General features: G+C 73.7%; 16 protein-coding genes. 9 read left to right on the top strand and 7 right to left on the bottom strand.

Annotated features, from left to right (window positions below; genetic code table 11):
• Positions 1-21 precede the first annotated feature (21 nt).
• Positions 22-1833 (bottom strand): phosphatidylglycerol lysyltransferase domain-containing protein, encoded by a 1812-nt coding sequence (locus AB0G63_RS06640; protein ID WP_360745292.1) that lies wholly within the window; start codon positions 1831-1833, stop codon positions 22-24.
• A gap of 222 nt (positions 1834-2055) precedes the next feature.
• On the opposite strand from AB0G63_RS06640, the gene AB0G63_RS06635 reads away from it, so the two are divergent.
• A complete protein-coding gene (locus AB0G63_RS06635) occupies positions 2056-3183 on the top strand; it encodes an alpha/beta hydrolase-fold protein (RefSeq protein ID WP_360745289.1) in 1128 nt (375 codons plus the stop codon).
• A gap of 156 nt (positions 3184-3339) precedes the next feature.
• A complete protein-coding gene (locus tag AB0G63_RS06630; RefSeq protein ID WP_360745286.1) occupies positions 3340-4767 on the top strand; it encodes a hypothetical protein in 1428 nt (475 codons plus the stop codon).
• 260 nt (positions 4768-5027) lie between these two features.
• Here the strand turns inward: AB0G63_RS06630 and AB0G63_RS06625 are convergent, their stop codons facing one another.
• A complete protein-coding gene (locus AB0G63_RS06625; RefSeq protein WP_360745283.1) occupies positions 5028-6431 on the bottom strand; it encodes a PH domain-containing protein in 1404 nt (467 codons plus the stop codon).
• Positions 6428-6931 carry a PH domain-containing protein gene (locus tag AB0G63_RS06620; protein WP_360745281.1) on the bottom strand — a complete coding sequence of 168 codons (504 nt, stop codon included), beginning with the start codon at positions 6929-6931 and terminating at the stop codon, positions 6428-6430. Before AB0G63_RS06620 ends, AB0G63_RS06625 begins: the two co-directional genes overlap by 4 nt.
• Before the next feature lie 31 nt (positions 6932-6962).
• Between AB0G63_RS06620 and AB0G63_RS06615 the strand changes: the two genes are divergently transcribed.
• Entirely contained in the window at positions 6963-8114 is a 1152-nt protein-coding gene (locus tag AB0G63_RS06615; RefSeq protein ID WP_360745278.1) for an NADH-quinone oxidoreductase subunit D, read from the top strand.
• A gap of 16 nt (positions 8115-8130) precedes the next feature.
• Here the strand turns inward: AB0G63_RS06615 and AB0G63_RS06610 are convergent, their stop codons facing one another.
• Positions 8131-9195 (bottom strand): SAM-dependent methyltransferase, encoded by a 1065-nt coding sequence (locus AB0G63_RS06610; RefSeq protein WP_360745275.1) that lies wholly within the window; start codon positions 9193-9195, stop codon positions 8131-8133.
• Positions 9196-9313: 118 nt separating this feature from the next.
• Here AB0G63_RS06610 and AB0G63_RS06605 point away from each other — a divergent pair, with 118 nt between their 5' ends.
• The 3 genes from AB0G63_RS06605 to AB0G63_RS06595 all read left to right on the top strand — a co-directional run bounded on the left by AB0G63_RS06605 (position 9314) and on the right by AB0G63_RS06595 (position 11945).
• On the top strand, positions 9314-10516 hold the full coding sequence (locus AB0G63_RS06605; RefSeq protein ID WP_360745272.1) for a sensor histidine kinase: 1203 nt from the start codon (positions 9314-9316) through the stop codon (positions 10514-10516).
• 74 nt (positions 10517-10590) lie between these two features.
• On the top strand, positions 10591-11262 hold the full coding sequence (locus tag AB0G63_RS06600) for a response regulator transcription factor (RefSeq protein ID WP_360745269.1): 672 nt from the start codon (positions 10591-10593) through the stop codon (positions 11260-11262).
• A 50-nt stretch (positions 11263-11312) separates the two neighbouring features.
• A complete protein-coding gene (locus AB0G63_RS06595) occupies positions 11313-11945 on the top strand; it encodes an AAA family ATPase (RefSeq protein ID WP_360745266.1) in 633 nt (210 codons plus the stop codon).
• 87 nt (positions 11946-12032) lie between these two features.
• On the opposite strand, the gene AB0G63_RS06590 is transcribed toward AB0G63_RS06595, so the two are convergent.
• From AB0G63_RS06590 to AB0G63_RS06580, 3 genes are all read right to left on the bottom strand, one after another.
• On the bottom strand, positions 12033-13139 hold the full coding sequence (locus AB0G63_RS06590; protein WP_360745263.1) for a DUF5937 family protein: 1107 nt from the start codon (positions 13137-13139) through the stop codon (positions 12033-12035).
• Positions 13140-13159: 20 nt separating this feature from the next.
• Positions 13160-14788, bottom strand: coding sequence for an IS200/IS605 family accessory protein TnpB-related protein (locus AB0G63_RS06585; protein ID WP_360745260.1), 1629 nt, complete (start codon positions 14786-14788; stop codon positions 13160-13162).
• Positions 14789-15080: 292 nt separating this feature from the next.
• A complete protein-coding gene (locus tag AB0G63_RS06580; protein ID WP_360745257.1) occupies positions 15081-16391 on the bottom strand; it encodes a beta-eliminating lyase-related protein in 1311 nt (436 codons plus the stop codon).
• Positions 16392-16577: 186 nt separating this feature from the next.
• On the opposite strand from AB0G63_RS06580, the gene AB0G63_RS06575 reads away from it, so the two are divergent.
• The 3 genes from AB0G63_RS06575 to AB0G63_RS06565 are packed head-to-tail and all read left to right on the top strand — an operon-like array spanning position 16578 to position 20541.
• Positions 16578-17552, top strand: coding sequence for a DUF2520 domain-containing protein (locus AB0G63_RS06575; protein ID WP_360745254.1), 975 nt, complete (start codon positions 16578-16580; stop codon positions 17550-17552).
• Positions 17549-18589 (top strand): pantoate--beta-alanine ligase, encoded by a 1041-nt coding sequence (gene panC, locus AB0G63_RS06570; protein ID WP_360745251.1) that lies wholly within the window; start codon positions 17549-17551, stop codon positions 18587-18589. The genes AB0G63_RS06575 and panC overlap by 4 nt, the downstream gene beginning before the upstream one ends.
• An 11-nt stretch (positions 18590-18600) precedes the next feature.
• Positions 18601-20541, top strand: a complete 1941-nt coding sequence (locus tag AB0G63_RS06565; RefSeq protein WP_360745734.1) for an L-aspartate oxidase — start codon at positions 18601-18603, stop codon at positions 20539-20541.
• The last annotated feature ends 1 nt before the right edge of the window (position 20542 follow it).

Genomic DNA, 20542 nt, shown 5'->3' with positions numbered 1-20542 from the left:
GCCACACGGACGTTCCGCCGCTCAGGCCGCGCGTACGTTCCGTTCCGCCACCGCGTGGGCGCACGCGCGCCGGGCGGCCGTCCGGCGGCGCAGGGAGCGCGGCAGCGGCAGGGCGAGGTCGACGAAGCCCTCCGCCTGCATGGCGGCGAAGCCGATGCGCGGCAGGTCGGCCGACGCCCGGTAGACCACGAAGCGCGGCTCCCAGCGGGGCTGGAACTTGGCGTTGAACCGGTACAGCGACTCGATCTGGAACCAGCGGGAGAGGAACACCAGCAGCCCGCGCCAGGCACGCAGCACCGGACCCGCCCCGATCTTCTCGCCCCGCGCGAGCGCGGAGCGGAACATCGCGAAGTTGAGCGACACGCGCGTGATGCCGAGGCGGGGCGCGGCCTGGAGGGCGGCGACGATCAGCAGTTCGTTCATGCCGGGGTCGGCCGAACGGTCCCGGCGCATCAGGTCCAGCGACGCGCCGTCCGGGCCCCACGGCACGAAGTGCAGGATCGCCTTCAGGTCGCCGTACGGCCCCGGCTCGGCGTCGGCCTTGTGGGCGGTGGCGATGAGGCAGTCGCCGTCGGCGGGGTCGCCGATGCGGCCCAGCGCCATGGAGAAGCCGCGTTCGGTGTCGGTGCCGCGCCAGGCGTCGGCGGCCCGCCGGATCCGCTCCAGCTCGGTCTCGCCGAGGTCACGGACACGTCGTACCCGGGTTTCGTATCCGGCCCGCTCGATGCGCTTGACCATCTGGCGCACGTTGCGCATCGCGCGGCCGGCGAGCGAGAAATCCGCGACGTCCACCACCGCCTCGTCGCCGAGTTCCAGGGCGTCGAGGCCGGTCTCCCGGGTCCACACCTCACCGCCCGTCTCCGAGCAGCCCATGACGGCCGGCGTCCAGGAGTGGGCCCTGGCCTCGTCCATGAAGCGTTCGATGGCGCCCGGCCAGGCCTCGACGTCCCCGATGGGGTCGCCGCTGGCGAGCATCACCCCGCACACGACGCGGTAGGTCACCGCCGCCTTGCCGCTGGGCGAGAAGACGACGGCCTTGTCGCGGCGCAGCGCGAAGTGGCCGAGCGAGTCGCGGCCGCCGTGCTTGGCGAGCAGCGCGCGCAAACGGGCCTCGTCCTCCTCCGTCAGGCGCGCCGCCGGGTGTTCGGGGCGCAGGGCGAGGTAGATGGTGGTGACGGCGGTGAGCAGTCCGAGAGCGCCGAGGGAGAAGGCGACCGTCCAGGAGGTGTCTCCCTGGTAGTCGACCGGTCCTTCGAAGCCGAACAGACCGTAGAGGACGTGCGTAATGCGATCGGCCAGGCTCGGGTCGCCCACCATGCGATTCGGGTGGACGCTGACGATGATCAATCCGAGCATGAGGGAGCCGGCACCCATGAGAACGAAGTTCGCGAGCGCCCGCCACCGGCTGCGCGGGTCCGGCAGCGCCGCGAACTGGTCGCGGTGGCGCAGCAGCGCTGCCAGCAGCGCCAGCGAGATGACCACGCCGAGGAGCGAGTGCCGGTACGTGAACTGCGTCACCGCGCCCGCCGGCAGCAGCGCCACCCCGGCGCGCCACGCGCGGCGCTTGCCGCGCCTGAGCCCGTGCGCGAGCAGCAGCAACAGCACGCCGGTGCTCAGCGAGAGGGCCGCCGCGAACGGACCGAGCGCGCCCGGCAGCACCTCGGCGAGGCTGTGCATACGGCTGTGCCGGAAGCGCGGGAAGACGCCCGCGGCGATGTCCAGGAGGCCCACGAGCGTGCACGCCCTGGCGACGAGGACCGGGACGGCCTCGGGGCGCGGACCCCGGAACACGCGCCGCGCCCTGCGTGATCGGGTCGGAACCCCGCCCGACATTTCCTCATCTGTCCTGACAGACATCGCATCCCGTAGTTCCGCGAGAGACCTTGAATCCGGTGCCGATTCGGGCATCCGGCGACATTGCGCCCTCTAGGACGGTGTCACGGGTACAGAGGTTCACTCGTCACTCCAAAGGCGTTTCAAAGGCCGGGGAAAGTCCCGGGCAAGCCCTCGCGAAGGAGCGGGGACCTGGGAGAAAGCGCAGGCAGGAAGCAACCCATGGGTCTTACGAGCAACGCAACGCTGGTACTGGCTATCGCGCTCGCCGTCCTGCTGTTCGTCGGCACGGTGTGGCTGTGGCCGCGCCTGGCACGGGGGAGCTGGCGCGCCGTCGGCGGGCGGGTCGGCCTGCTGCTCGCCACCCAGCTGACCCTGTTCGTGTCGGTGGGCCTGGCCGCCAACCAGGCCTTCGGGTTCTACGCGAGCTGGGCGGATCTGTTAGGACGGGAGAACGATCAGGGCGTGGTCGTCAACCACACGGTACTCGGGGGATCGGGCGGCCCGCTGCAGGTGGTCGACACGGTACGGGTGCAGGGCGCCGCCGGGGCGCGGCCGCGGACCGGCGGGCAGATCCAGAAGGTCGACATCGTGGGCCGCAGGACGCACATCGCCACCCCCGCGTACGTGTACCTGCCGCCGGAGTACTTCCAGCCGCAGTACCGCACGCGCACGTTCCCCGCGGCCGTGGTCCTGACCGGGTATCCGGGCACGGCGGAGGCGCTTTTCAGCAAGCTGCACTACCCCAGCACGGCCCTGGCGCTCGCGAAGAACGGCCGCATGCAGCCGATGATCCTGGTGATGCTGCGGCCCACGGTGGCGCCGCCGCGGGACACGGAGTGCGTGGACATCCCCGGCGGCCCGCAGACCGAGACCTTCTTCGCCCAGGACCTGCCGGACGCCGTGCTCGCGCACTACCGGGTGGGCCGGAAACCCGGCAGCTGGGGCGTCATCGGCGACTCCACGGGCGGCTACTGCGCGCTGAAACTCGCCATGCACCATCCCCGGGTGTACGCGGCGGGCGCCGGCCTGTCCCCGTACTACAGGGCGCCGATCGACCCCACGACCGGCGATCTCTTCCACGGCCGCAGGGAACTGCGCGGCCGGGCCGACCTGTGGTGGTGCCTCAAGCACCTCCCGCCGCCGGACACTTCACTGCTCGTCACCAGCAGCAGGGTCGGCGAATCCAACTACAAGGACACGCTGAAGTTCATAGAGCGTGTGCAGGCCACCCGGCTGACCCGGATCTCGTCGATCATCCTGGAAAGCGGCGGCCACAACTTCAACACATGGCGGCGGGAGATTCCCGGGACGCTGCAGTGGATCAGCGGGCGGCTGAGCGACCGGTGACCACGGGGAGAGCGGCTCTCGGAATTCCCGCGCACCGCGTCCGAATAGCGCCTTCACAGCAAAGGCACCGTCTGATGCGCTGTGAACGTTTCGTTGTGGCTGTCTTTTTACGGGGCGGGGGGCCAACGTTCCCCTACGCGCGGTAAGTTTCTGGCCATGCCACGTGGACGTCACCGCCATTCTCCGCCTCTGCACAGGCTGCTTCCCCCGTCGGCGATCGCAGGCGTCTCCCTCGTCTGCGCCCTCGGTCCCTGGGTGTTCTGGGATCCGGCCGCGCTCCGGGTGACGGCTGCGATAGCCGCGGCGACCGCGGCCGTGGGCGCTGCTGTCATGCGCCGCTGGGACGTCGAGGCCGGCAAACGCGTCGCCGACCTCACGCGCGCGCGTGCGAGCGACGAGTGGCGGCACGAGGAGCGGGTCGCCGAGCTGGAGACCGACCTGGAGGAGTCGCGCGCGCTGCGCGCCAAGCTCGAGCAGCGGCTGCGGGCGAAGCGCTCCGAGCTGGCGGGGCTGCGCAACGAGCACGCGGCGCTGCTGCGGCGGTACGCCACCGCGGAGACCGAGCGCGCGAGCGCCCTGGAGGGCCGGCGCCTGCTGGAGATCGAGACCACGACCGACACGCCGGCCACGCGTGCGCTGCCGCCGGTGCCGGTGCCGGTGCCGAGGGCGGAGCCGGTGGAGGCGGCCAGGGCTGTGGCTGCCCCGGCGGAGGCCGCCGAGGACGCCGCCGAGAATCCCGACGTGAAGGCGGCGGTTCCCGGGGTCTTCTCGCCCGAGGGGGCCGAGCTGTTCCTGCGGGCCGACGCGGCGCTGACGCGGATCGCCGGGGGCGGCGCGCGCTCCGAGGACGACGCGACCGCCGGCGCGGAGAGCGGCGAGCAGGCCGAGGGAGCCGAGGCGGCGCAGGGGACGGCCGAGGAGGCCGAAGGCTCCGACGCGGCCGAGGAAGCGGCCGAGGACGCGGCGAACGGCGCCGAGGGCGCCGGGGATGCCGAGGCGTCCCAGCAGTCCAAGGACGACTTCCAGCCGTCCAAGCAGCCCGAGCAGTCCGGTAACGTCGCGGACTCCCGGAAGCCTCAGGTCACCCCGGCCTCCGTCGAGGAGGACGGCGCCGCGAAAGGCGAGCCGGTGAAGACGGGCGCCGCCGCTACGGAGGCGGCGCAGGAGGACGAGGCGCAGGGGAAGCCCGAGGCGGCCGACGGGCACGAGCGCGCGGCCGCCACCACCACGGGCAAGTCCGCCCAGCCCGTGCAGCAGCCCTCCGGGCACTTCGTCGCGCCGACCGCGGTGGCCGTCGTGCCGCCCGCGCCCGTGCGGCGCCCGGCGGTCGAGGGCGGGTTCGACTTCTTCGGCACGAAGAGCCAGCCGTCGCAGGGCGCCCTGGAGAACATGCACAACGAGGACCTCGCCGACGTGGTCGGGCAGGAGGCGCTCGCGCTGCACAAGGCCGACGCGGAGTCGGAGTTCAAGCCGGCGGACGAGGATTCGCGCGGCGTCGGCCAGGTCATCGACCTGACGGCCCACGACGAGACGGAACCGATCAAGCTGCAGGGCCTGCGCAACGTGCGCAGCGCGGTCTCTTAACGGCGGGCGGGGGCGCGAAGACGGGCGCGGGCTCGGTCGTGGGCACGCGGGTGCCGGACACGCCGTACGGGCTCGCGCCCGACGGGGCGGCCACGCACCGCCTTCGCCCACGACCGCCCCGACGGGCTCGGCCCCCGCACTCTCAGCTCTCGTGCCGGCTGCCCTGCCGCAGCCGGCGACGCCCTCCTCTGTTCCGCGCCCACCCAGCGGGTGGGTGACAGGCGACACGGTCAGGCCAACACCGTTCAGGCCAACACCGTTCAGGCCATCCACCGGTCGGGCCGTGCCGCCCGTCGGCCCGTCCGTGAACGCTCGGCCTGTGCCCGCAGCAGCTCCGCCGCCTCCCGCTCGTCCCGCAGCCGCGCGGTGACGGTCTTGTCGGCCCCGGTGTCCACGTGCACGTCCGCGAGCCGCCACAGCCGCTGCCACGGCCCCTGGGTCAGCCGCACGCTCTGCACCTTCGCGTGCGGCACGAGTTCCAGCCTGCGGCGCAGCAGCCCGCGCCGGGCGGCGAACACCGTATCGGTGACGGAGAGTCCGTGCCCGCGCCACCACACCGGAGCGCACCACCCGGCGCGCCGCGGCGGCCGTGCCCACGGGTCCGCCCACGGGTCCGCCCACGGGTCCTCCGCCGGTTCGGCCGTGGGTTCGGCCGTCGGGGCGGCCGAAGGCACGACGACGCCGGGCAGCACGCGCGCGACGACCGCCTCGGCGAGCTCGCGCGGGGCTACGGGCACCAGCACGGAGTTGGCCGACCCGGCCACGTCCAGCTCCACCCGCACCCAGCCGCGCCGCCGCCACAGCAACGGCTCCACGATCCGTACGGTCTGCACCCGCCCCGGCGGCACCGTCTCGTGCGTGCGGTCGAGCAGACCGTGGTCGATTCGCAGTCCGTCGGGGGACTCGGACACCGTCCAGTCGTACTCCGCGACGAACCGTCCCACGCTGCTCGCGCCCGCCGTCCCCAGCAGCGGCAGTGCGCTGGCGAGGACCGTCCACACGCTGTGGGTGGCCAGCCACAGCACGGGCGGCACGACGAGCGCGGCGGCCAGCGAGCCCCAGGTGGCGCCCGTCAGCACGAGGGAGAGCGCGAGGTGACGCGGGGGCGTGCGCAACAGCTCGCACGCCGGCGCCTCGCCGACTTCGCGCGCCGTCTCGGGGGTGAAACCGGCGGCGCGCGCGAGGAGCTCCGCGCGGAGCGCACGGGCCTCGCGCTCCCCGAGGAAGGCGAGCTCGTCCTTCTTGCCGGCGCCTATGACGTCCAGCCGCAGCTTCGCGACGCCCGCCACGCGCGCGAGGAGGGGCTGGGTGACGTCGACGGCCTGGACGCGTTCCAGCCGGATGTGCGCGGTGCGGCGGAAGACCAGCCCGGTGCGGATGCGCAGTTCGGTGTCGGTCACCGCGAAGTGCGTGAACCACCAGCTGAGGAAGCCGTACAGGGCGGCGGCCGGGACGACGACGGCGAGCGCGATCAGCAGCGTGGTGGCGGTCAGCCGGGTCAGCTGGCGCTGCGCCTGGCCGGGGTCGTGGACGGCCCACCCGATGACCACGGCGACCGGCGCCCACGCCCGCCTGAGCGGCGTCACGGGGTGCAGCCGCCGCTCCACGAGCGCCACCGGAGGACGCTCGCCGTGGGCGTCGTCGGCGGCGGGAGGCGTCGTCACAGTCCCGCCGATCGGGCCTCGCCCAGCTCGGTGAGCCGGTCGCGCAGCCGTTCCGCCTCGGCGGGGTCGAGGCCGGGAATGGTGGCGTCGGTCGCCGCGGCCGCGGTGTGCAGTTGCACGCTGGCCAGGCCGAAGTACCGCTCGACGGGACCCGAGGTGACCTCGACGAGCTGCATCCGCCCGTACGGCACGACGGTCTCCTCGCGCCACAGCACTCCCCGGCTGATCAGCAGGTCGTCGGCGCGCTCGGCGTACCGCCACGAGCGCCAGTTGCGGCCGATCAGCACCCAGCCCCAGCCCGTCAGCGCGAGCGGCACCAGCGCGAGGGCGGCCCAGGCCGGGCCGGCGAGGAATCCGAGCAGCAGCCCGGTGACGAGGGCGCCCGTTCCCAGCCACACCACCAGCAGCAGCCGGCGCATCCGCAGCAGCCCCGGCGGAAGCCCGGTCCACGCCGGCCCGGCCTCCGCGGCGCCCGCCTTCTGATGGCTCCCCGTCTCCATACGGTCAGCCTACGTAGGAGAGACTGTGTCCATGACTCCTACGACGGAGACCATGGTCGGTATCGGCGGCGCCGCGGAGAGCACCGACATGGTGCTCAACATCGGGCCCCAGCACCCGTCCACGCACGGTGTGCTGCGGCTGCGGCTCGTGCTGGACGGTGAGCGCATCACGCGCGCGGAGCCGGTGATCGGTTACATGCACCGGGGCGCGGAGAAGCTCTTCGAGGCGCGCGACTACCGCCAGATCATCATGCTCGCCAACCGCCACGACTGGCTGTCGGCCTTCTCGAACGAGCTGGGTGTGGTCCTCGCCGTGGAGCGCATGCTCGGCATGGAGGTCCCCACGCGCGCGGTGTGGACGCGCACGCTCCTCGCGGAGCTCAACCGGGTGCTGAACCACCTGATGTTCCTGGGTTCCTACCCGCTGGAACTCGGCGGCATCACGCCGGTGTTCTACGCCTTCCGGGAGCGCGAGACCCTCCAGACCGTGATGGAGGAGGTCTCCGGTGGCCGTATGCACTACATGTTCAACCGCGTCGGAGGCCTGAAGGAGGACCTGCCCGCGGGCTGGACGGCACGCGCCCGTGCCGCCGTCGCCGACGTGCGGTCCCGCATGGACGTCTACGACGACCTGGTGCTCGGCAACGAGATCTTCCGCGGGCGCACGCGGGGCGTGGGGGCGCTCGCGCCGGAGACCGTGCACGCGTACGGCGTGAGCGGGCCGATCGCGCGCGCCTCGGGGGTCGACTTCGACCTGCGCCGCGACGAGCCGTACCTCGCCTACGGGGAGCTGCAGGACACCCTGAAGGTCGTCACCCGGCGGGAGGGCGACTGCCTCGCCCGCTTCGAGGTGCTGCTGGAGCAGACCCACAACGCCCTCGACCTCGCCGACGCCTGCCTCGACCGCCTGGCCGGCCTGCCGCCCGGCCCGATCAACCAGCGGCTCCCGAAGGTGCTCAAGGCGCCCGAGGGCCACACCTACGCCTGGACCGAGAACCCGCTCGGCATCAACGGCTACTACCTCGTCAGCAAGGGCGAGAAGACTCCGTACCGGCTCAAGCTGCGCTCGGCCTCGTACAACAACATCCAGGCGCTGGTGGAACTGCTGCCGGGAACGCTGGTCGCGGACATGGTGGCGATTCTGGGCTCGCTGTTCTTCGTCGTCGGGGACATCGACAAGTAGCGCCGCGCGAGCAGCCCTACGCGCCGTCCAGGAGCGCGTCCGGGATGCCCACCGGCTGCAGCAGCCAGCCGAAGTCGCCGAGACCGCCCGGAGCGGTGAGCTCGGCGGCTTCGCCGGCGCTCGCGAGGGCGCGCAGGTAAGCGGCGGGGTGTGTGGTCGCCAGGGTGAGCGGGGGGCGTGCGCCCGTGATGCCCAGCGCGCGCAGCGCGTCGCGCTGCCGCATCAGGCGCGCGCCGGGGAGCGTGCGCCCCGTCGCCGGCATCGTTGTGTGCGCCGTCAGGTGCGCCATGGCGTGCGCCGCGCACGCGTCCAGCGCGACATGCGCCGTGATGTCGCACGACCCGTCCGGCACGGGCGCCGCCGCGCGCCCCTCCCGGAACCCCGTGAGCGTCCCGAACGGGGGGCGCGCGTCCCGGCTGTGCGCGTAGTCGACCGCGACCGCGAGCCCCCGGTCGAGCGTCGCCACTGCGGCGGCCCACGCCTCGTCCCGGGGCAGCCCGATCTCGGCCCGCAGCCCCTCCTCGGCGCCCAGCGGCCACCACCGCGCGAGCCACTCCGCCTCCGCGCCGCCGACCGGCTCCCCGAGGCGCTCGGTGCCGTCCCGCCGTACGAGCACCCGTCGCGGCACGCCCGCCGAGTCCGTCTCGGCGACCTCCACCGGAACGTTGTCCAGCCACTCGTTGGCGAACAGCAGCCCGGTGACACCCTGCGGCGGCTCGGCCAGCCACCGGACGCGGTCGTCGAGGCCCGCGGGGCGGTCGGCGAGCTCGACGGCGTACGCGCGCGTGCGGACGGCCACGTCGGCGGGGAGCACGGCCAGCACACCGGCGGCCAGCTCGCCCCGCCCCGCCGCCATGTCGACGAAGTCGAGCGACGCGGGCCGGCCGAGCGCCTCGTCGACGCGGCACAGCAGCCGGGCCACGGCCTCCGCGTACAGCGGCGACGCGTGCACGGACGTACGGAAGTGCCCGGCCGGCCCCTCCGGCCTGCGATAGAAACCGCCCGGCCCGTACAGGGCGGCCTCGGCCGCCGCCCGCCAGCCGCGCCACTCGTCCGTGTCATCCGTCGTCTCTGCCGTCACCGGGCCAGGCTAAGCGCACCGGCGAACGGGGCCTCCACCTTGCGGAGTACGCGCACCGGCCGCGGATCGGCCCTCCGGTTGACCCCTGCACCGATCCCGCTTCCCTACTCTGGGTTACGTGCAGCGCCTCTATGACTTCCTCCGCAGGCACCCGACATGGGTCGACGGCTTCTGGGCCGTCTTCCTGTTCGGGATCTCCGCGGTGAGCGCAACCGCCCATCGGGAGGACCGGGGCACCGACGCGCCGATGGCGATCGTTCCGGTCATCGTCCTGTTGTGCCTGGCGATCGCGGGGCGCCGGCGCATGCCCGAGAAGATGCTGCTGCTGACGATCGGCATCGGCGCCGCCCAGGTGGCGCTGGACGTGGCGGTGACGCCCGCCGACTTCGCGATGCTGGTGATCGTCTACACGGTCGCCGCGACCGGCGCCCGCTGGGCCTCCCGGCTGGCGCTGGCCGTGAGTCTCGGCGCGGCCACGGTGGCGCAGCTGCGCTGGCCGAACGACAACAGCGGCGTCCTGGGCAACGTGGCGATCGTGGTCCTGCAGACGGTGCCGTTCGCGCTCGCCTGGGTGCTCGGCGACTCGATCCGCACCCGCCGCGCCTACTTCGCTCAGCTGGAGGAGCGCGCGGCCCGGCTGGAGAAGGAGCGCGAGGCGCAGGCCAAGGTCGCGGTCGCCGCCGAGCGCGCCCGCATCGCACGCGAGCTGCACGACGTCGTCGCGCACAACGTGTCGGTGATGGTCGTGCAGGCCGACGGCGCCGCCTACGTCCTCGACGCCGCGCCCGACCAGGCGAAGAAGGCCCTGGAGACGATCTCCTCGACCGGCCGCCAGGCCCTCGCCGAGATGCGCCGCCTGCTGGGCGTGCTGCGCACCGGCGAGCACCAGGAGACCAGCGAGTACGTTCCGCAGCCCGACGTCGAGCAGATAGACGAGCTGGTCGAGCAGTGCCGCCACGCCGGCCTGCCCGTCGATTTCAAGGTGGAGGGCACCCCGCGCCCGCTGCCCAGCGGCGTCGAGCTCACGGCGTACCGGATCGTGCAGGAGGCGCTGACCAACACCCGCAAGCACGGCGGCCCGAACGCGGGCGCCAGCGTGCGCCTGGTGTACTTCGACGACGGCCTCGGCCTGCTCGTCGAGGACGACGGCAAGGGCGCCCCGCACGAGCTGTACGAGGAGGGCGGCATCGACGGCCAGGGCCACGGCCTGATCGGCATGCGCGAGCGGGTCGGCATGGTCGGCGGGACCCTGGACGCCGGCCCGCGCCCCGGCGGAGGATTCCGCATCAGCGCCCTGCTGCCGCTCAAACCGGCGCACTGACGTTTCCGCACGCCCCCGGTTGACACCTGTAACGCCCCTCAGTAACCCCCTGGACGGACATGGAAGAGGCCCCGATGACGATCCGCGTGATGCTCGTGGACGACCAGGTGCTGCTGCGCACCGGGTTCCGGATGGTGCTCGCCGCGCAGCCGGACATGGAGGTCGTCGCGGAGGCCGGGGACGGCGTCGAGGCTCTGCAGGTACTGCGCGCCACCGACGTCGACGTCGTCCTGATGGACGTGCGCATGCCGAAGCTGGACGGCGTGGAGACCACCCGCCGTATCTGCTCGGCGCCGAACCCGCCGAAGGTGCTGATCCTGACCACCTTCGACCTCGACGAGTACGCGTTCTCCGGCCTCAAGGCGGGCGCCTCCGGCTTCATGCTCAAGGACGTGCCGCCCGGTGAGCTGCTCGCCGCCATCCGCGCGGTGCACAGCGGCGACGCGGTGGTGGCCCCGTCGACCACGCGCCGGCTGCTGGACCGGTTCGCGCCGATGCTGCCGAGCACCGGCAACGAGCCCCGGCATACCGAACTGGAGCGGCTCACCGGCCGCGAACGCGAGGTCATGGTGCTGGTCGCGCAGGGCCTGTCCAACGGTGAGATCGCGGCCCGGCTGGTGCTGTCCGAGGCGACCGTCAAGACGCACGTGGGACGCATCCTGACCAAGCTCGGCCTGCGGGACCGGGTGCAGGTGGTGGTGCTGGCGTACGAGACCGGTCTGGTGCGGGCGGGCGGGCACGGCTGAACCCCTTCGAACGCGCCCCCGACGCGCCCGGCGCCCACTAGGGTCTGCGCATGCTCCTGTGGATCAACGGCCCCTTCGGGGGCGGCAAGACACAGACCGCGCACGAGATCCAGCGGCGCCTGCCCGGCAGCGTCATCTGCGACCCCGAGCACGCCGGCTTCGGGCTGCACCGCATGATGCCGCCGGACCTGCGCGGAGACTTCCAGGACCTGGCGTCCTGGCGGCAGGGCGTCGTGGAGGTCCTCGACCTCGCCCTCACCCGGCACGACGGCGTGGTGATCGCCCCGATGACGGTCACCGACTCCGGCCACTTCAAGGAGACCGTCGGCCGGCTGCGCGAACTCGGGCACGACGTAAGGCACTTCACTCTCCTCGCCGAGCGCGGGACCGTGCTGAAGCGGCTGAACGAGCGCGGTTTCGGGCACGTCCTGCGGTACGTCGCCGGGAAGAACGCCGGTCTGCGGCGGGAGAGCTGGGCCGTACGGCAGCTGGACCACTGCCTCGAACGGCTGCGCGAGCCGGAGTTCGCAGAGCACCTGTGGACCGACCACTCGACCGTGCCGAAGACGGCGGACCGCATCGCCGTGCTGGCGGGGCTGACCCTCCGGCCGAACAACGAGGGCGCCCTGCGCACGCGGCTGAGGCAGGCACGGGTCGGGGTGCGGCACATCCGGTTCGACTGAACCCGGTACGGATCCGTACGCCGGGCGACGGCCGCACCGGGGATATCGGGACACCGGGGATATCGGGACACCGGGGACACCAGGGACTCAGCGCAGGACGCCCTCCAGGAAGTCGCTGCCCAGCCGGGCCACCACCGGTACGTCCAGCTGGTGCAGGACGTACCGGCCGCGCCGGCGGGTGGTGAGCAGGCCCGCCTTCTTCAGGACGCTCAGGTGGCGGGATATCTCGGGCGGGGTCATGCCGTGCACCTGGGCCAGCTCACCCGTGGTGAAGGCGCTGCGGGCCAGGCTCCGGCACAGCCGCATGCGCACCGGGTGCGACAGGGCCGTCATCCGCAGGGCCAGCTGCTCGACCGAGGCCGGTGCGACCGGACCGGGGGAGGCCACCGGGTAGTGCAGCACCGGCTGCCAGGCGTACCGGTGGAGGACCATCAGGTGCGGCCGGCCCAGACTGGTGGGGACGAGCAGCAGGCCGCCGTCCCGAGTGGCCGTGCGTCCCTCGCCGAGCTTGTCGACCGTGACGCGGGCCGCCGCCTCGTCCAGGGACACCGCCGGCGACACCGCGGCCAGCGCCTCGGCCAGGCCCTTGCGCCGCAGCAGGTCCGTCTTGTGGCGGGCGTCCGCCGCCAGCTGGTGGCGCAGCCGGGCCCAGGTCTCCGCGAAGAACGCCTCGTCGCAGTCCTCCAGGAACCGCCGCAGCCACGCCCTGATCCGCGGCGGGCCGGCCAGCAGCCGCTCGCTGAAGTGCAGCTGCCGCGGCCCGCGCGCGGCCGCGCGCTCCAGCGCGAGCCGCCGAATCCCGGCGTCGGCCAGGGCGCCCGGACCGGGCAGGCTGTACGGCAGGGCGCACGTGAACTCCAGCGCGCCGTCCACGAACTGCTCGTCCGTCAACTTGTCGAGCAGGTCCAGGTCCTCGGCGAGCGTCGCACCGGGCAGGGCGGTACGGTCCGGGACGCCCGCGCAGGGCAGGAACAGGTCCGAGAACGTCGTCCGCCACAGGAAGTCCGCCTCGCACATCCGGTCCGCCAGATGCGGGTCGAGCCGCGCGGTCACCCCGGTCACCCAGCCCTGCAGGCCCGGATGGTGTCCCGGTTCGGACAGCGCGTGCAGCGCCATGCCGAGCTCGGCCAGGGGCGAGGGGACGACGGCGATCCGCTCCGGCCGCAGCCCCGCGATGTCGATGCGCAGGCTCATGACCTCATGGTGCACCGTTCCTAATGACTGAGCGGGAGTGGGTCCTGGTGCCAGGACTGGTGCTCAGCCGCGTGCCCCGAACGGTTGTGGGCACGCTGGTCGCCCGCTTTCGCTCCGAGTCCGGCGCCTGCGGATCGTGTCCGTGGTCCGGGGACGCGGGGGCGGGTTTCCTCACGTCCCGGGATGCCCGGTGCGGCCTGGACGGTCCGATGCCCCACCGCATCACGCTGGTGCGGTGGGGGCGGTGCCGTCCGACGCCGGATCGGGTGTCCCAGGGCGCGTCGTCCGATCGCCACGGCGGCAGCGTCGTGGCGCGTGGTCTTCCTGGTTGTGGTGGTCAGGGGTCGTTGCCAGTGCTGGGCGCCCCAGCGGCTGGTGTAGGCCGGGTCGACCGCGACGAGGGGAATGTTCAGTTCGGCGGCCATGGACATCAGCCTGGCGCGCAGTTTCGCGGTGGGCATACCGGAGACCAGCCTGCGGAACCGCTTGCGCCGCCCGTGTTTCTCCCGGGTCTTCTCCGTGTGGAAGTCCAGGTCCTCGATCGCCAGGGCCAGGTGGTGCCGTTCGGCCCAGTGCAGGAGGCGGATGAGGGCGTGGCGGACCTGGGCGTCGCGGTGGGGTGCGCTGCCGGTGAGGTCGTAGTCGAACCTGCGGGGCTCGCCGACGGGGTTGCCGTGGGTGTCCAGGCGCCAGGCGGCCAGGTGGTCGGCGTTCATGTCGACACCGGCCAGCCCGCCGGCGCGGACGGCCTCCAGCGGCACCGTCCGCACGGGCGTGTTGTGCCAGGAGACGGTGAGGTACCAGCGGGCGCGGCCGGTGTCGTGGTGGATGCGGTAGGCCACGGCCCGGTGGGCGGTGATCCGGTCGGCCCACTGCCCGCCCCGGTGCCGGAAGCGGACCCGGCAGGCGAGTACGTACCGGCCGTGCGGCGCGTTCGCCAGATGGGCCAGCGGCGCGGGGAGCCTGATGCTCACCTCTCCGTCCGGGCCGACCCGGATCGTCTCGTTGCCGTACCGCTTCCCCGACTCGCCGTCGGCCTGGAGGAACCAGCGCTCCGCCTCCCACCGCAGACGCCATCCGGCCTCGGTCAGGCCGGCGGCCTCAAGGTTGTGCCGGGCGCGCAGCAGTCTCCTGCCGCCGCGCACCACCCGCACGCGCCCGGCCTCCCACCGGGCGCGCTCCTGCTCCAGCCGGTCCTGCAGCAGGTACAGGCGCCGGGACTTGGCGAACCACTCCCGCTTTGAACGGTAACCGCCCGGCCGGCCCCGGGAGCCCTTCGCACCGATGGGCAGCGACAGCCGGTAGGTGATCGTGTCGACGCCCGTCTGGAGGCTGGAGATGTGGGCGGACTGTCCGCGCCGGGCCAGCGCCCACTGGTCATGCGTGGCCTTGGTGATGCTGCCCGCCCAGCGCGAGGACGACTCCCCGGTCAGAGCATGCTTGCGCCGCGCCCACCGGTCACTGTCGTGTTCCAGGCCCGCGGCGCAGCGTGCCTTCAGGTCGCGCGAGGCCAGGGAGCCGAGCAGGCCACCGACCAGACGCAGGACCTCCTCGTCCCGCACGGTCAGTCCCTTGAGGCTGTCGCGGATCGCCACCCCGGACGGGCCCGGCACCACGAACGAAGCCGCCACCACGCGCAGCCCGCCCATCCCCCACCCCCTGCCCGGCGCCGAAGAAACCGTCACGACCTTCAACGAACGCCTCCCGTGAAGGTCACGCATTCGATGCAAGAACTTCCGTTCCCCACTCAGGGGCATGTGCACGATGAGACCGGGACACTCACTCATACACGCCAGAACATGCCCAAGCACTATCGATCAGTAGCAGTTCGCGACCCCGCCACTGACAACGCCGCCCTGTTCGACGGCCGACGTCAACCCGCCGTCGAGCGACGGCCGCCGTCGACCGACGGCCGCGCCGCCCCGGCACTCGGGCAGCGCTTCACTCGCCCGCCTGCTGCTCGCCCACCTCCTCCTTCAGCCGGGCGACGAACTGCGTGACCGCCGCCTTCACGTCGCCGGCCGTCCACTCCAGGCCCGCGGCGCGTACGTCGACCTCCGTGTACGCCACCGCGGGGCCCTTGGCGTCCCAGGGGTTCATGAACAGCAGCGTGTTCGTCTCCTCGGCCTGCCGGACGGCCGCCTCGGCGACCACGTCGGGGTCGTAGGGCAGCCAGACCTGGAACGCGTTGGTGTGCGGCAGCTCGGGATGTACGCGCGCCCAGGGCAGCCCGGCCGCCGCGAAGCCCTCGCGCAGCGCGGCGGCCACCACGCGCGCGTGGCGCACGTACTCGGGCAGCCGGGGCAGTTCGCGCTCCAGACCGGCGAGCGCCGACAGCGCGGTCGGGAACTGCTGGAAGACCTGCCCGCCGTACCGGTGGCGCCAGGTCCTCGCCTCGTCGACCAGCGTCTTCGGTCCGGCGAGCGCCGCGCCGCCGTAGCCGTCGAGCGACTTGTAGAAGGAGACGTACACGCTGTCCGCCAGGTCCGCGATCTCGTCGAGCGGCCGGCCGAGGTGGACGGCGGACTCCCACAGGCGCGCGCCGTCGAAGTGCACCACCGCGTCACGCTCGCGCGCCGCCGCCACGACCTCGCACAGCTCCTCCCAGGACGGCAGCAGGAATCCGGCGTCCCGCAGGGGCAACTCCAGCATCAGCGCCCCGAAGGGCTCGGCGAAGTCGCGCACCTCGTCGGCGGTCGGCTGGCGCGGCTCGCCGGTCAGCCGGACCGGGCGCAGACCGCTGACCTGGCTGAGGGCATGGCGTTCGTGCACCTCGGGGTGGGACATCGCGTGCAGCGCGACGGCCTCGGCGCCGGTGCGGCCGGCCCAGCAGCGCAGGGCCACCTGCTGGGCCATCGTGCCGGTGGGGAAGAAGGCGGCCGCCTCCTTGCCGAGCAGCACGGCGACCTTCCGCTCCAGGGCCTCCACGACGCCGTCGCCGTAGACGTCCGACGCCTCGTCGAGGTCGTACAGGTCCGGGGCCGCGTCCAGCAGCGCGAGCCGCTCCCTCAGGGTGCCCCGGAAACCGGGGCGCGACAGCACCCGCGCGCTCCGGTAGGCGCTCATGCGCCGCTTGTAGCGCTGCACGCGCCGCTCTTCGTCCGACAGCGGCTCCGGCTGCTCCGCCGAATGTTCCTCCGCCGGACCTTCCTCCGCCGAATGTTCCTTCGCCGAATGTCCCTCCGGCAGCCGCTCCGCCGAGTGCTTCCCCGGCTCGCTTCCCTGCCCGCCCTGCTCCGCGCTCTCGGTCATGCCCCGGATCATGCCGCGCGCCGTCCCTCGCGGGCACGCGCATTTCCGCACCGGCACGCGCGCGCACGGTGACGTGCGGAAACCCACAGCCTGTGGACAACCGGCCGCCCCGCGGACCGATCGCGTTAGCATGACGAGAAATCGTCCGGTACCCGAAGCGGACTGGAACGGGAAGGCCGCCGTCGCGTGAGTACAAGCCAACAGCCAGATCCCCAGGACCGCCCCGCGCGGCTCACCGTCGGCGTCGTCGGCGCCGGCCGCGTGGGCCCCGCGCTCGCCGCGTCCCTCCAGCTCGCCGGACACCGCCCGGTGGCCGTCTCCGGAGTGTCCGACGCCTCCAGGCGGCGAGCCGCGGAGCTGCTCCCCGACGTGCCGCTGGTGCCGCCCGCCGAGGTGCTCCAGCGCGCCGATCTCGTCCTGCTGACCGTCCCCGACGACGCCCTGCCCGGACTCGTCGAGGGCCTCGCCGACACCGGCGCCGTCCGGCCGGGCCAGCTGCTCGTCCACACCTCGGGGCGCTACGGCGTACGGGTCCTGGACCCCGCCCTGCGCGCGGGCGCCCTCCCGCTCGCCCTGCACCCGGCGATGACCTTCACCGGGACCCCGGTGGACGTCCAGCGCCTGGCCGGCTGCTCCTTCGGCGTCACCGCGCCCGACGAACTGCGGCTGGCCGCGGAGGCCCTCGTCATCGAGATGGGCGGCGAACCGGAATGGATCGCCGAGCCGATGCGCCCGCTCTACCACGCGGCGCTCGCGCTCGGCGCCAACCACCTCGTCACGCTGGTCGCCCAGTCCATGGAGCTGCTGCGCGCCGCCGGCGTCGAGGCACCCGACCGGATGCTCGGCCCGCTGCTCGGCGCGGCCCTGGACAACGCCCTGCGCTCCGGCGACGCGGCTCTCACCGGCCCCGTCGCCCGGGGGGACGCGGGCACCGTCGCCGCGCACGTCGCCGAACTGCGCACGCACGCCCCCCAGACCGTGGCCGGCTACCTCGCGATGGCCCGCGCGACCGCCGACCGGGCGCTCGCCCACGGACTGCTGAAGCCGGAACTGGCCGAGGACCTGCTCGGGGTGCTCGCCGACGGGACCGGCGGGACCGGTGGGACCGGTGGGACCGGTGGTACTGGGGGGACCGGCGGCGCCGAGGGGGACGTCCGATGAGCATCACCTTGCTGCGCACTGCGGACGAACTGCACGCACGCACGCGTACCGGCCGTCGCGCCGTCGTGATGACCATGGGCGCCCTGCACGAGGGCCACGCCTCCCTGGTCCGCACGGCGCGCGGGATCGCCGGACCGGACGGGGAGGTCGTCGTCACCGTCTTCGTCAACCCGCTGCAGTTCGGCGCGGGCGAGGACCTCGACCGCTACCCCCGCACCCTGGACGCCGACCTGGAGGTGGCCGAGCGGGCCGGGGCGGACGTCGTGTTCGCCCCTTCCGTGGACGAGGTCTACCCCGGCGGCGAGCCCCAGGTCCGCGTCAGCGCGGGCCCCATGGGCGAGCGTCTGGAGGGCGCCTCGCGCCCCGGCCACTTCGACGGGATGCTCACCGTCGTCGCCAAGCTGCTGCACCTCACCCGCCCCGACGTCGCCCTGTACGGCCAGAAGGACGCCCAGCAGCTCGCCCTGATCCGCCGCATGGTGCGGGACCTGAACTTCGGCGTCGAGATCGTCGCCGTGCCGACCGTGCGCGAGGACGACGGCCTGGCGCTGTCCAGCCGCAACCGCTACCTCTCGCTCGATGAGCGCCGCACGGCGCTCGCGCTCTCGCGCGCGCTGTTCGCGGGCCGCGACCGGCACGCCGCCCAGGAGGCGCTGCGCGCGCGTGCCCGCGAGGTGCCCGCCACGCACGCGCGTGCCGAGGCCCTCAGCGCGATAGGGGAGTCGAGGGCCGCGGCCGACGCGCACGCCGTCGCCCAGGCCCGCACGTCGCCCGCCGCCGCCCCGGGCCACGACGCCGAGGGCCGTGCCTTCCTCGGCGCCCCGTCGGCCGTCCGCGCGGCCGCCCGCCTGGTCCTCGACGACGCGGCCCGGCTGTCCCCGCCGCTGGAACTGGACTACCTGGCGCTCGTCGACCCGTCCGACTTCACCGAGATCGAGGACGGCTTCACCGGCGAGGCGGTTCTCGCCGTCGCCGCCCGGGTCGGGGCGACCCGGCTGATCGACAACATCCCCCTCACCTTCGGAGCCGCCTCGTGACCAGCACAGGCATACGCCCGCCCGTCGCCCACGACCCTCGAGCGGGAGCGCTTCGCGCTCGCCCCCGCTTGTTCGCGCCCGCGCCCGGGTGGTCCATCTCCGCGGACGTGGTCGTCGTCGGCTCCGGAGTGGCCGGACTGACGACCGCCCTGCGCTGCGCGGCGGCCGGCCTGGAGACCGTCGTGGTCACCAAGGCCCGTCTCGACGACGGCTCCACCCGCTGGGCCCAGGGCGGCATCGCCGCGGCCCTCGGCGAGGGCGACACCCCCGAACAGCACCTGGACGACACCCTGGTCGCCGGCGCGGGCCTGTGCGACGAGGAAGCGGTACGGATCCTCGTCACCGAGGGGCCCGACGCCGTACGCCGCCTGATCTCCACCGGCGCCCACTTCGACACCGACGACGAGGGCGGCATCGAGCTCACCCGCGAGGGCGGCCACCACCGCCGCCGCATCGCGCACGCGGGCGGCGACGCGACCGGCGCGGAGATCTCCCGGGCGCTGGTCGAGGCGGTGCGCGCGGCCGAGCGGGGCAAGCGCGAAGCGCTCCGGGCCGAGGGCGGCGGCGGGCGACGGGCGGGCGTGCGCACGATCGAGAACGCCCTCGTCCTGGACCTGCTCACCGACGCCGACGGCCGTACCGCGGGCGTCACCCTGCACGTCATGGGCGAGGGCCAGCACGACGGCGTGGGCGCCGTGCACGCGCCCGCGGTGGTGCTCGCGACCGGCGGCATGGGCCAGGTCTTCTCCGCCACCACCAACCCGTCGGTGTCCACCGGCGACGGCGTGGCGCTCGCGCTGCGGGCCGGCGCGGAGGTCTCCGACCTGGAGTTCGTCCAGTTCCACCCGACCGTGCTGTTCCTCGGCCCGGACGCCGAGGGCCAGCAGCCGCTCGTCTCCGAGGCGGTACGCGGCGAGGGCGCCCACCTGGTGGACGCGGACGGGGTGCGGTTCATGGTCGGCCAGCACGAACTGGCCGAACTCGCGCCCCGGGACATCGTCGCCAAGGGCATCATGCGCCGTATGCAGGAGCAGGACGCCGAGCACATGTTCCTCGACGCCCGGCACTTCGGCGCCGAGATGTGGGAGCACCGCTTCCCGACGATCCTCGCCGCCTGCCGCGCCCACGGCATCGACCCGGTCACCGAACCCATCCCGATCGCCCCGGCGGCCCACTACGCATCCGGAGGCGTGCGCACGGACTCCCACGGGCGGACGACCGTCCCGGGCCTGTACGCGTGCGGCGAGGTCGCCTGCACCGGCGTGCACGGCGCCAACCGGCTCGCGTCCAACTCCCTCCTGGAGGGCCTCGTCTACGCCGAGCGGATCGCCGCCGACATCGCCGCCGCCGGCATCGCCGCCGGCGCCGCGTCCGGCGTCACGTCCGACGCCCCGTCCGACGGCGCGTCCGACGGCGCGTCCGACGCCCCGTCCGACGGCGCGTCCGACGGCGCGTCCGACGGCGCGTCCGCCGGCGCGGACAGCGGCGCGCGCGGCGGCCGCCACGCCCGCGGGCCGGAGCCGGCCGGGCATCCCGAGGAGCCGGTCCACCCCCTGCTGGAGCCCGAGGCGCGCTTCGCGATCCAGCGGATCATGACGGACGGCGCGGGCGTCCTGCGCTCCGCCGCCTCCCTCGCCAGGGCCGCCGGCCAGCTGGAGCGCCTGCACACCGACGCCCGCGACGCGCTCGCCGAGAACGGCAAGACCGCCGAGCCCGGCGTCGACACCTGGGAGGCCACCAACCTCCTGTGCGTGGCCCGCGTCCTGGTCGCCGCGGCGGAGCTGCGCGAGGAGACCCGCGGCTGCCACTGGCGCGAGGACCACGCGGAGCGCGACGACGCCGCCTGGCGCCGGCACATCGTCGTACGGCTGAATCCCGACCGCACACTCGCCGTGCGCACCACCGATACCGCAGACTTCCCCCCGACCCGGCAGCGCCTTCAGGAGCAGTGAC

This window comes from Streptomyces sp. NPDC020996, assembly GCF_040641355.1.
Lineage (GTDB): Bacteria > Actinomycetota > Actinomycetes > Streptomycetales > Streptomycetaceae > Streptomyces.
This window is presented reverse-complemented; position numbering and strand designations above follow the sequence as displayed.

What these genes read in the sequence shown, in the direction of transcription:
- AB0G63_RS06640 (WP_360745292.1), bottom strand. Translation starts at nt 1,833, where the DNA reads ATGTCGGGCGGGGTTCCGACCCGATCACGCAGGGCGCGGCGCGTGTTC.
- AB0G63_RS06635 (WP_360745289.1), top strand. Translation starts at nt 2,056, where the DNA reads ATGGGTCTTACGAGCAACGCAACGCTGGTACTGGCTATCGCGCTCGCC.
- AB0G63_RS06630 (WP_360745286.1), top strand. Translation starts at nt 3,340, where the DNA reads ATGCCACGTGGACGTCACCGCCATTCTCCGCCTCTGCACAGGCTGCTT.
- AB0G63_RS06620 (WP_360745281.1), bottom strand. Translation starts at nt 6,931, where the DNA reads ATGGAGACGGGGAGCCATCAGAAGGCGGGCGCCGCGGAGGCCGGGCCG.
- AB0G63_RS06615 (WP_360745278.1), top strand. Translation starts at nt 6,963, where the DNA reads ATGACTCCTACGACGGAGACCATGGTCGGTATCGGCGGCGCCGCGGAG.
- AB0G63_RS06600 (WP_360745269.1), top strand. Translation starts at nt 10,591, where the DNA reads ATGACGATCCGCGTGATGCTCGTGGACGACCAGGTGCTGCTGCGCACC.
- AB0G63_RS06595 (WP_360745266.1), top strand. Translation starts at nt 11,313, where the DNA reads ATGCTCCTGTGGATCAACGGCCCCTTCGGGGGCGGCAAGACACAGACC.
- AB0G63_RS06590 (WP_360745263.1), bottom strand. Translation starts at nt 13,139, where the DNA reads ATGAGCCTGCGCATCGACATCGCGGGGCTGCGGCCGGAGCGGATCGCC.
- AB0G63_RS06585 (WP_360745260.1), bottom strand. Translation starts at nt 14,788, where the DNA reads ATGGGCGGGCTGCGCGTGGTGGCGGCTTCGTTCGTGGTGCCGGGCCCG.
- AB0G63_RS06580 (WP_360745257.1), bottom strand. Translation starts at nt 16,391, where the DNA reads ATGACCGAGAGCGCGGAGCAGGGCGGGCAGGGAAGCGAGCCGGGGAAG.
- panC (WP_360745251.1), top strand. Translation starts at nt 17,549, where the DNA reads ATGAGCATCACCTTGCTGCGCACTGCGGACGAACTGCACGCACGCACG.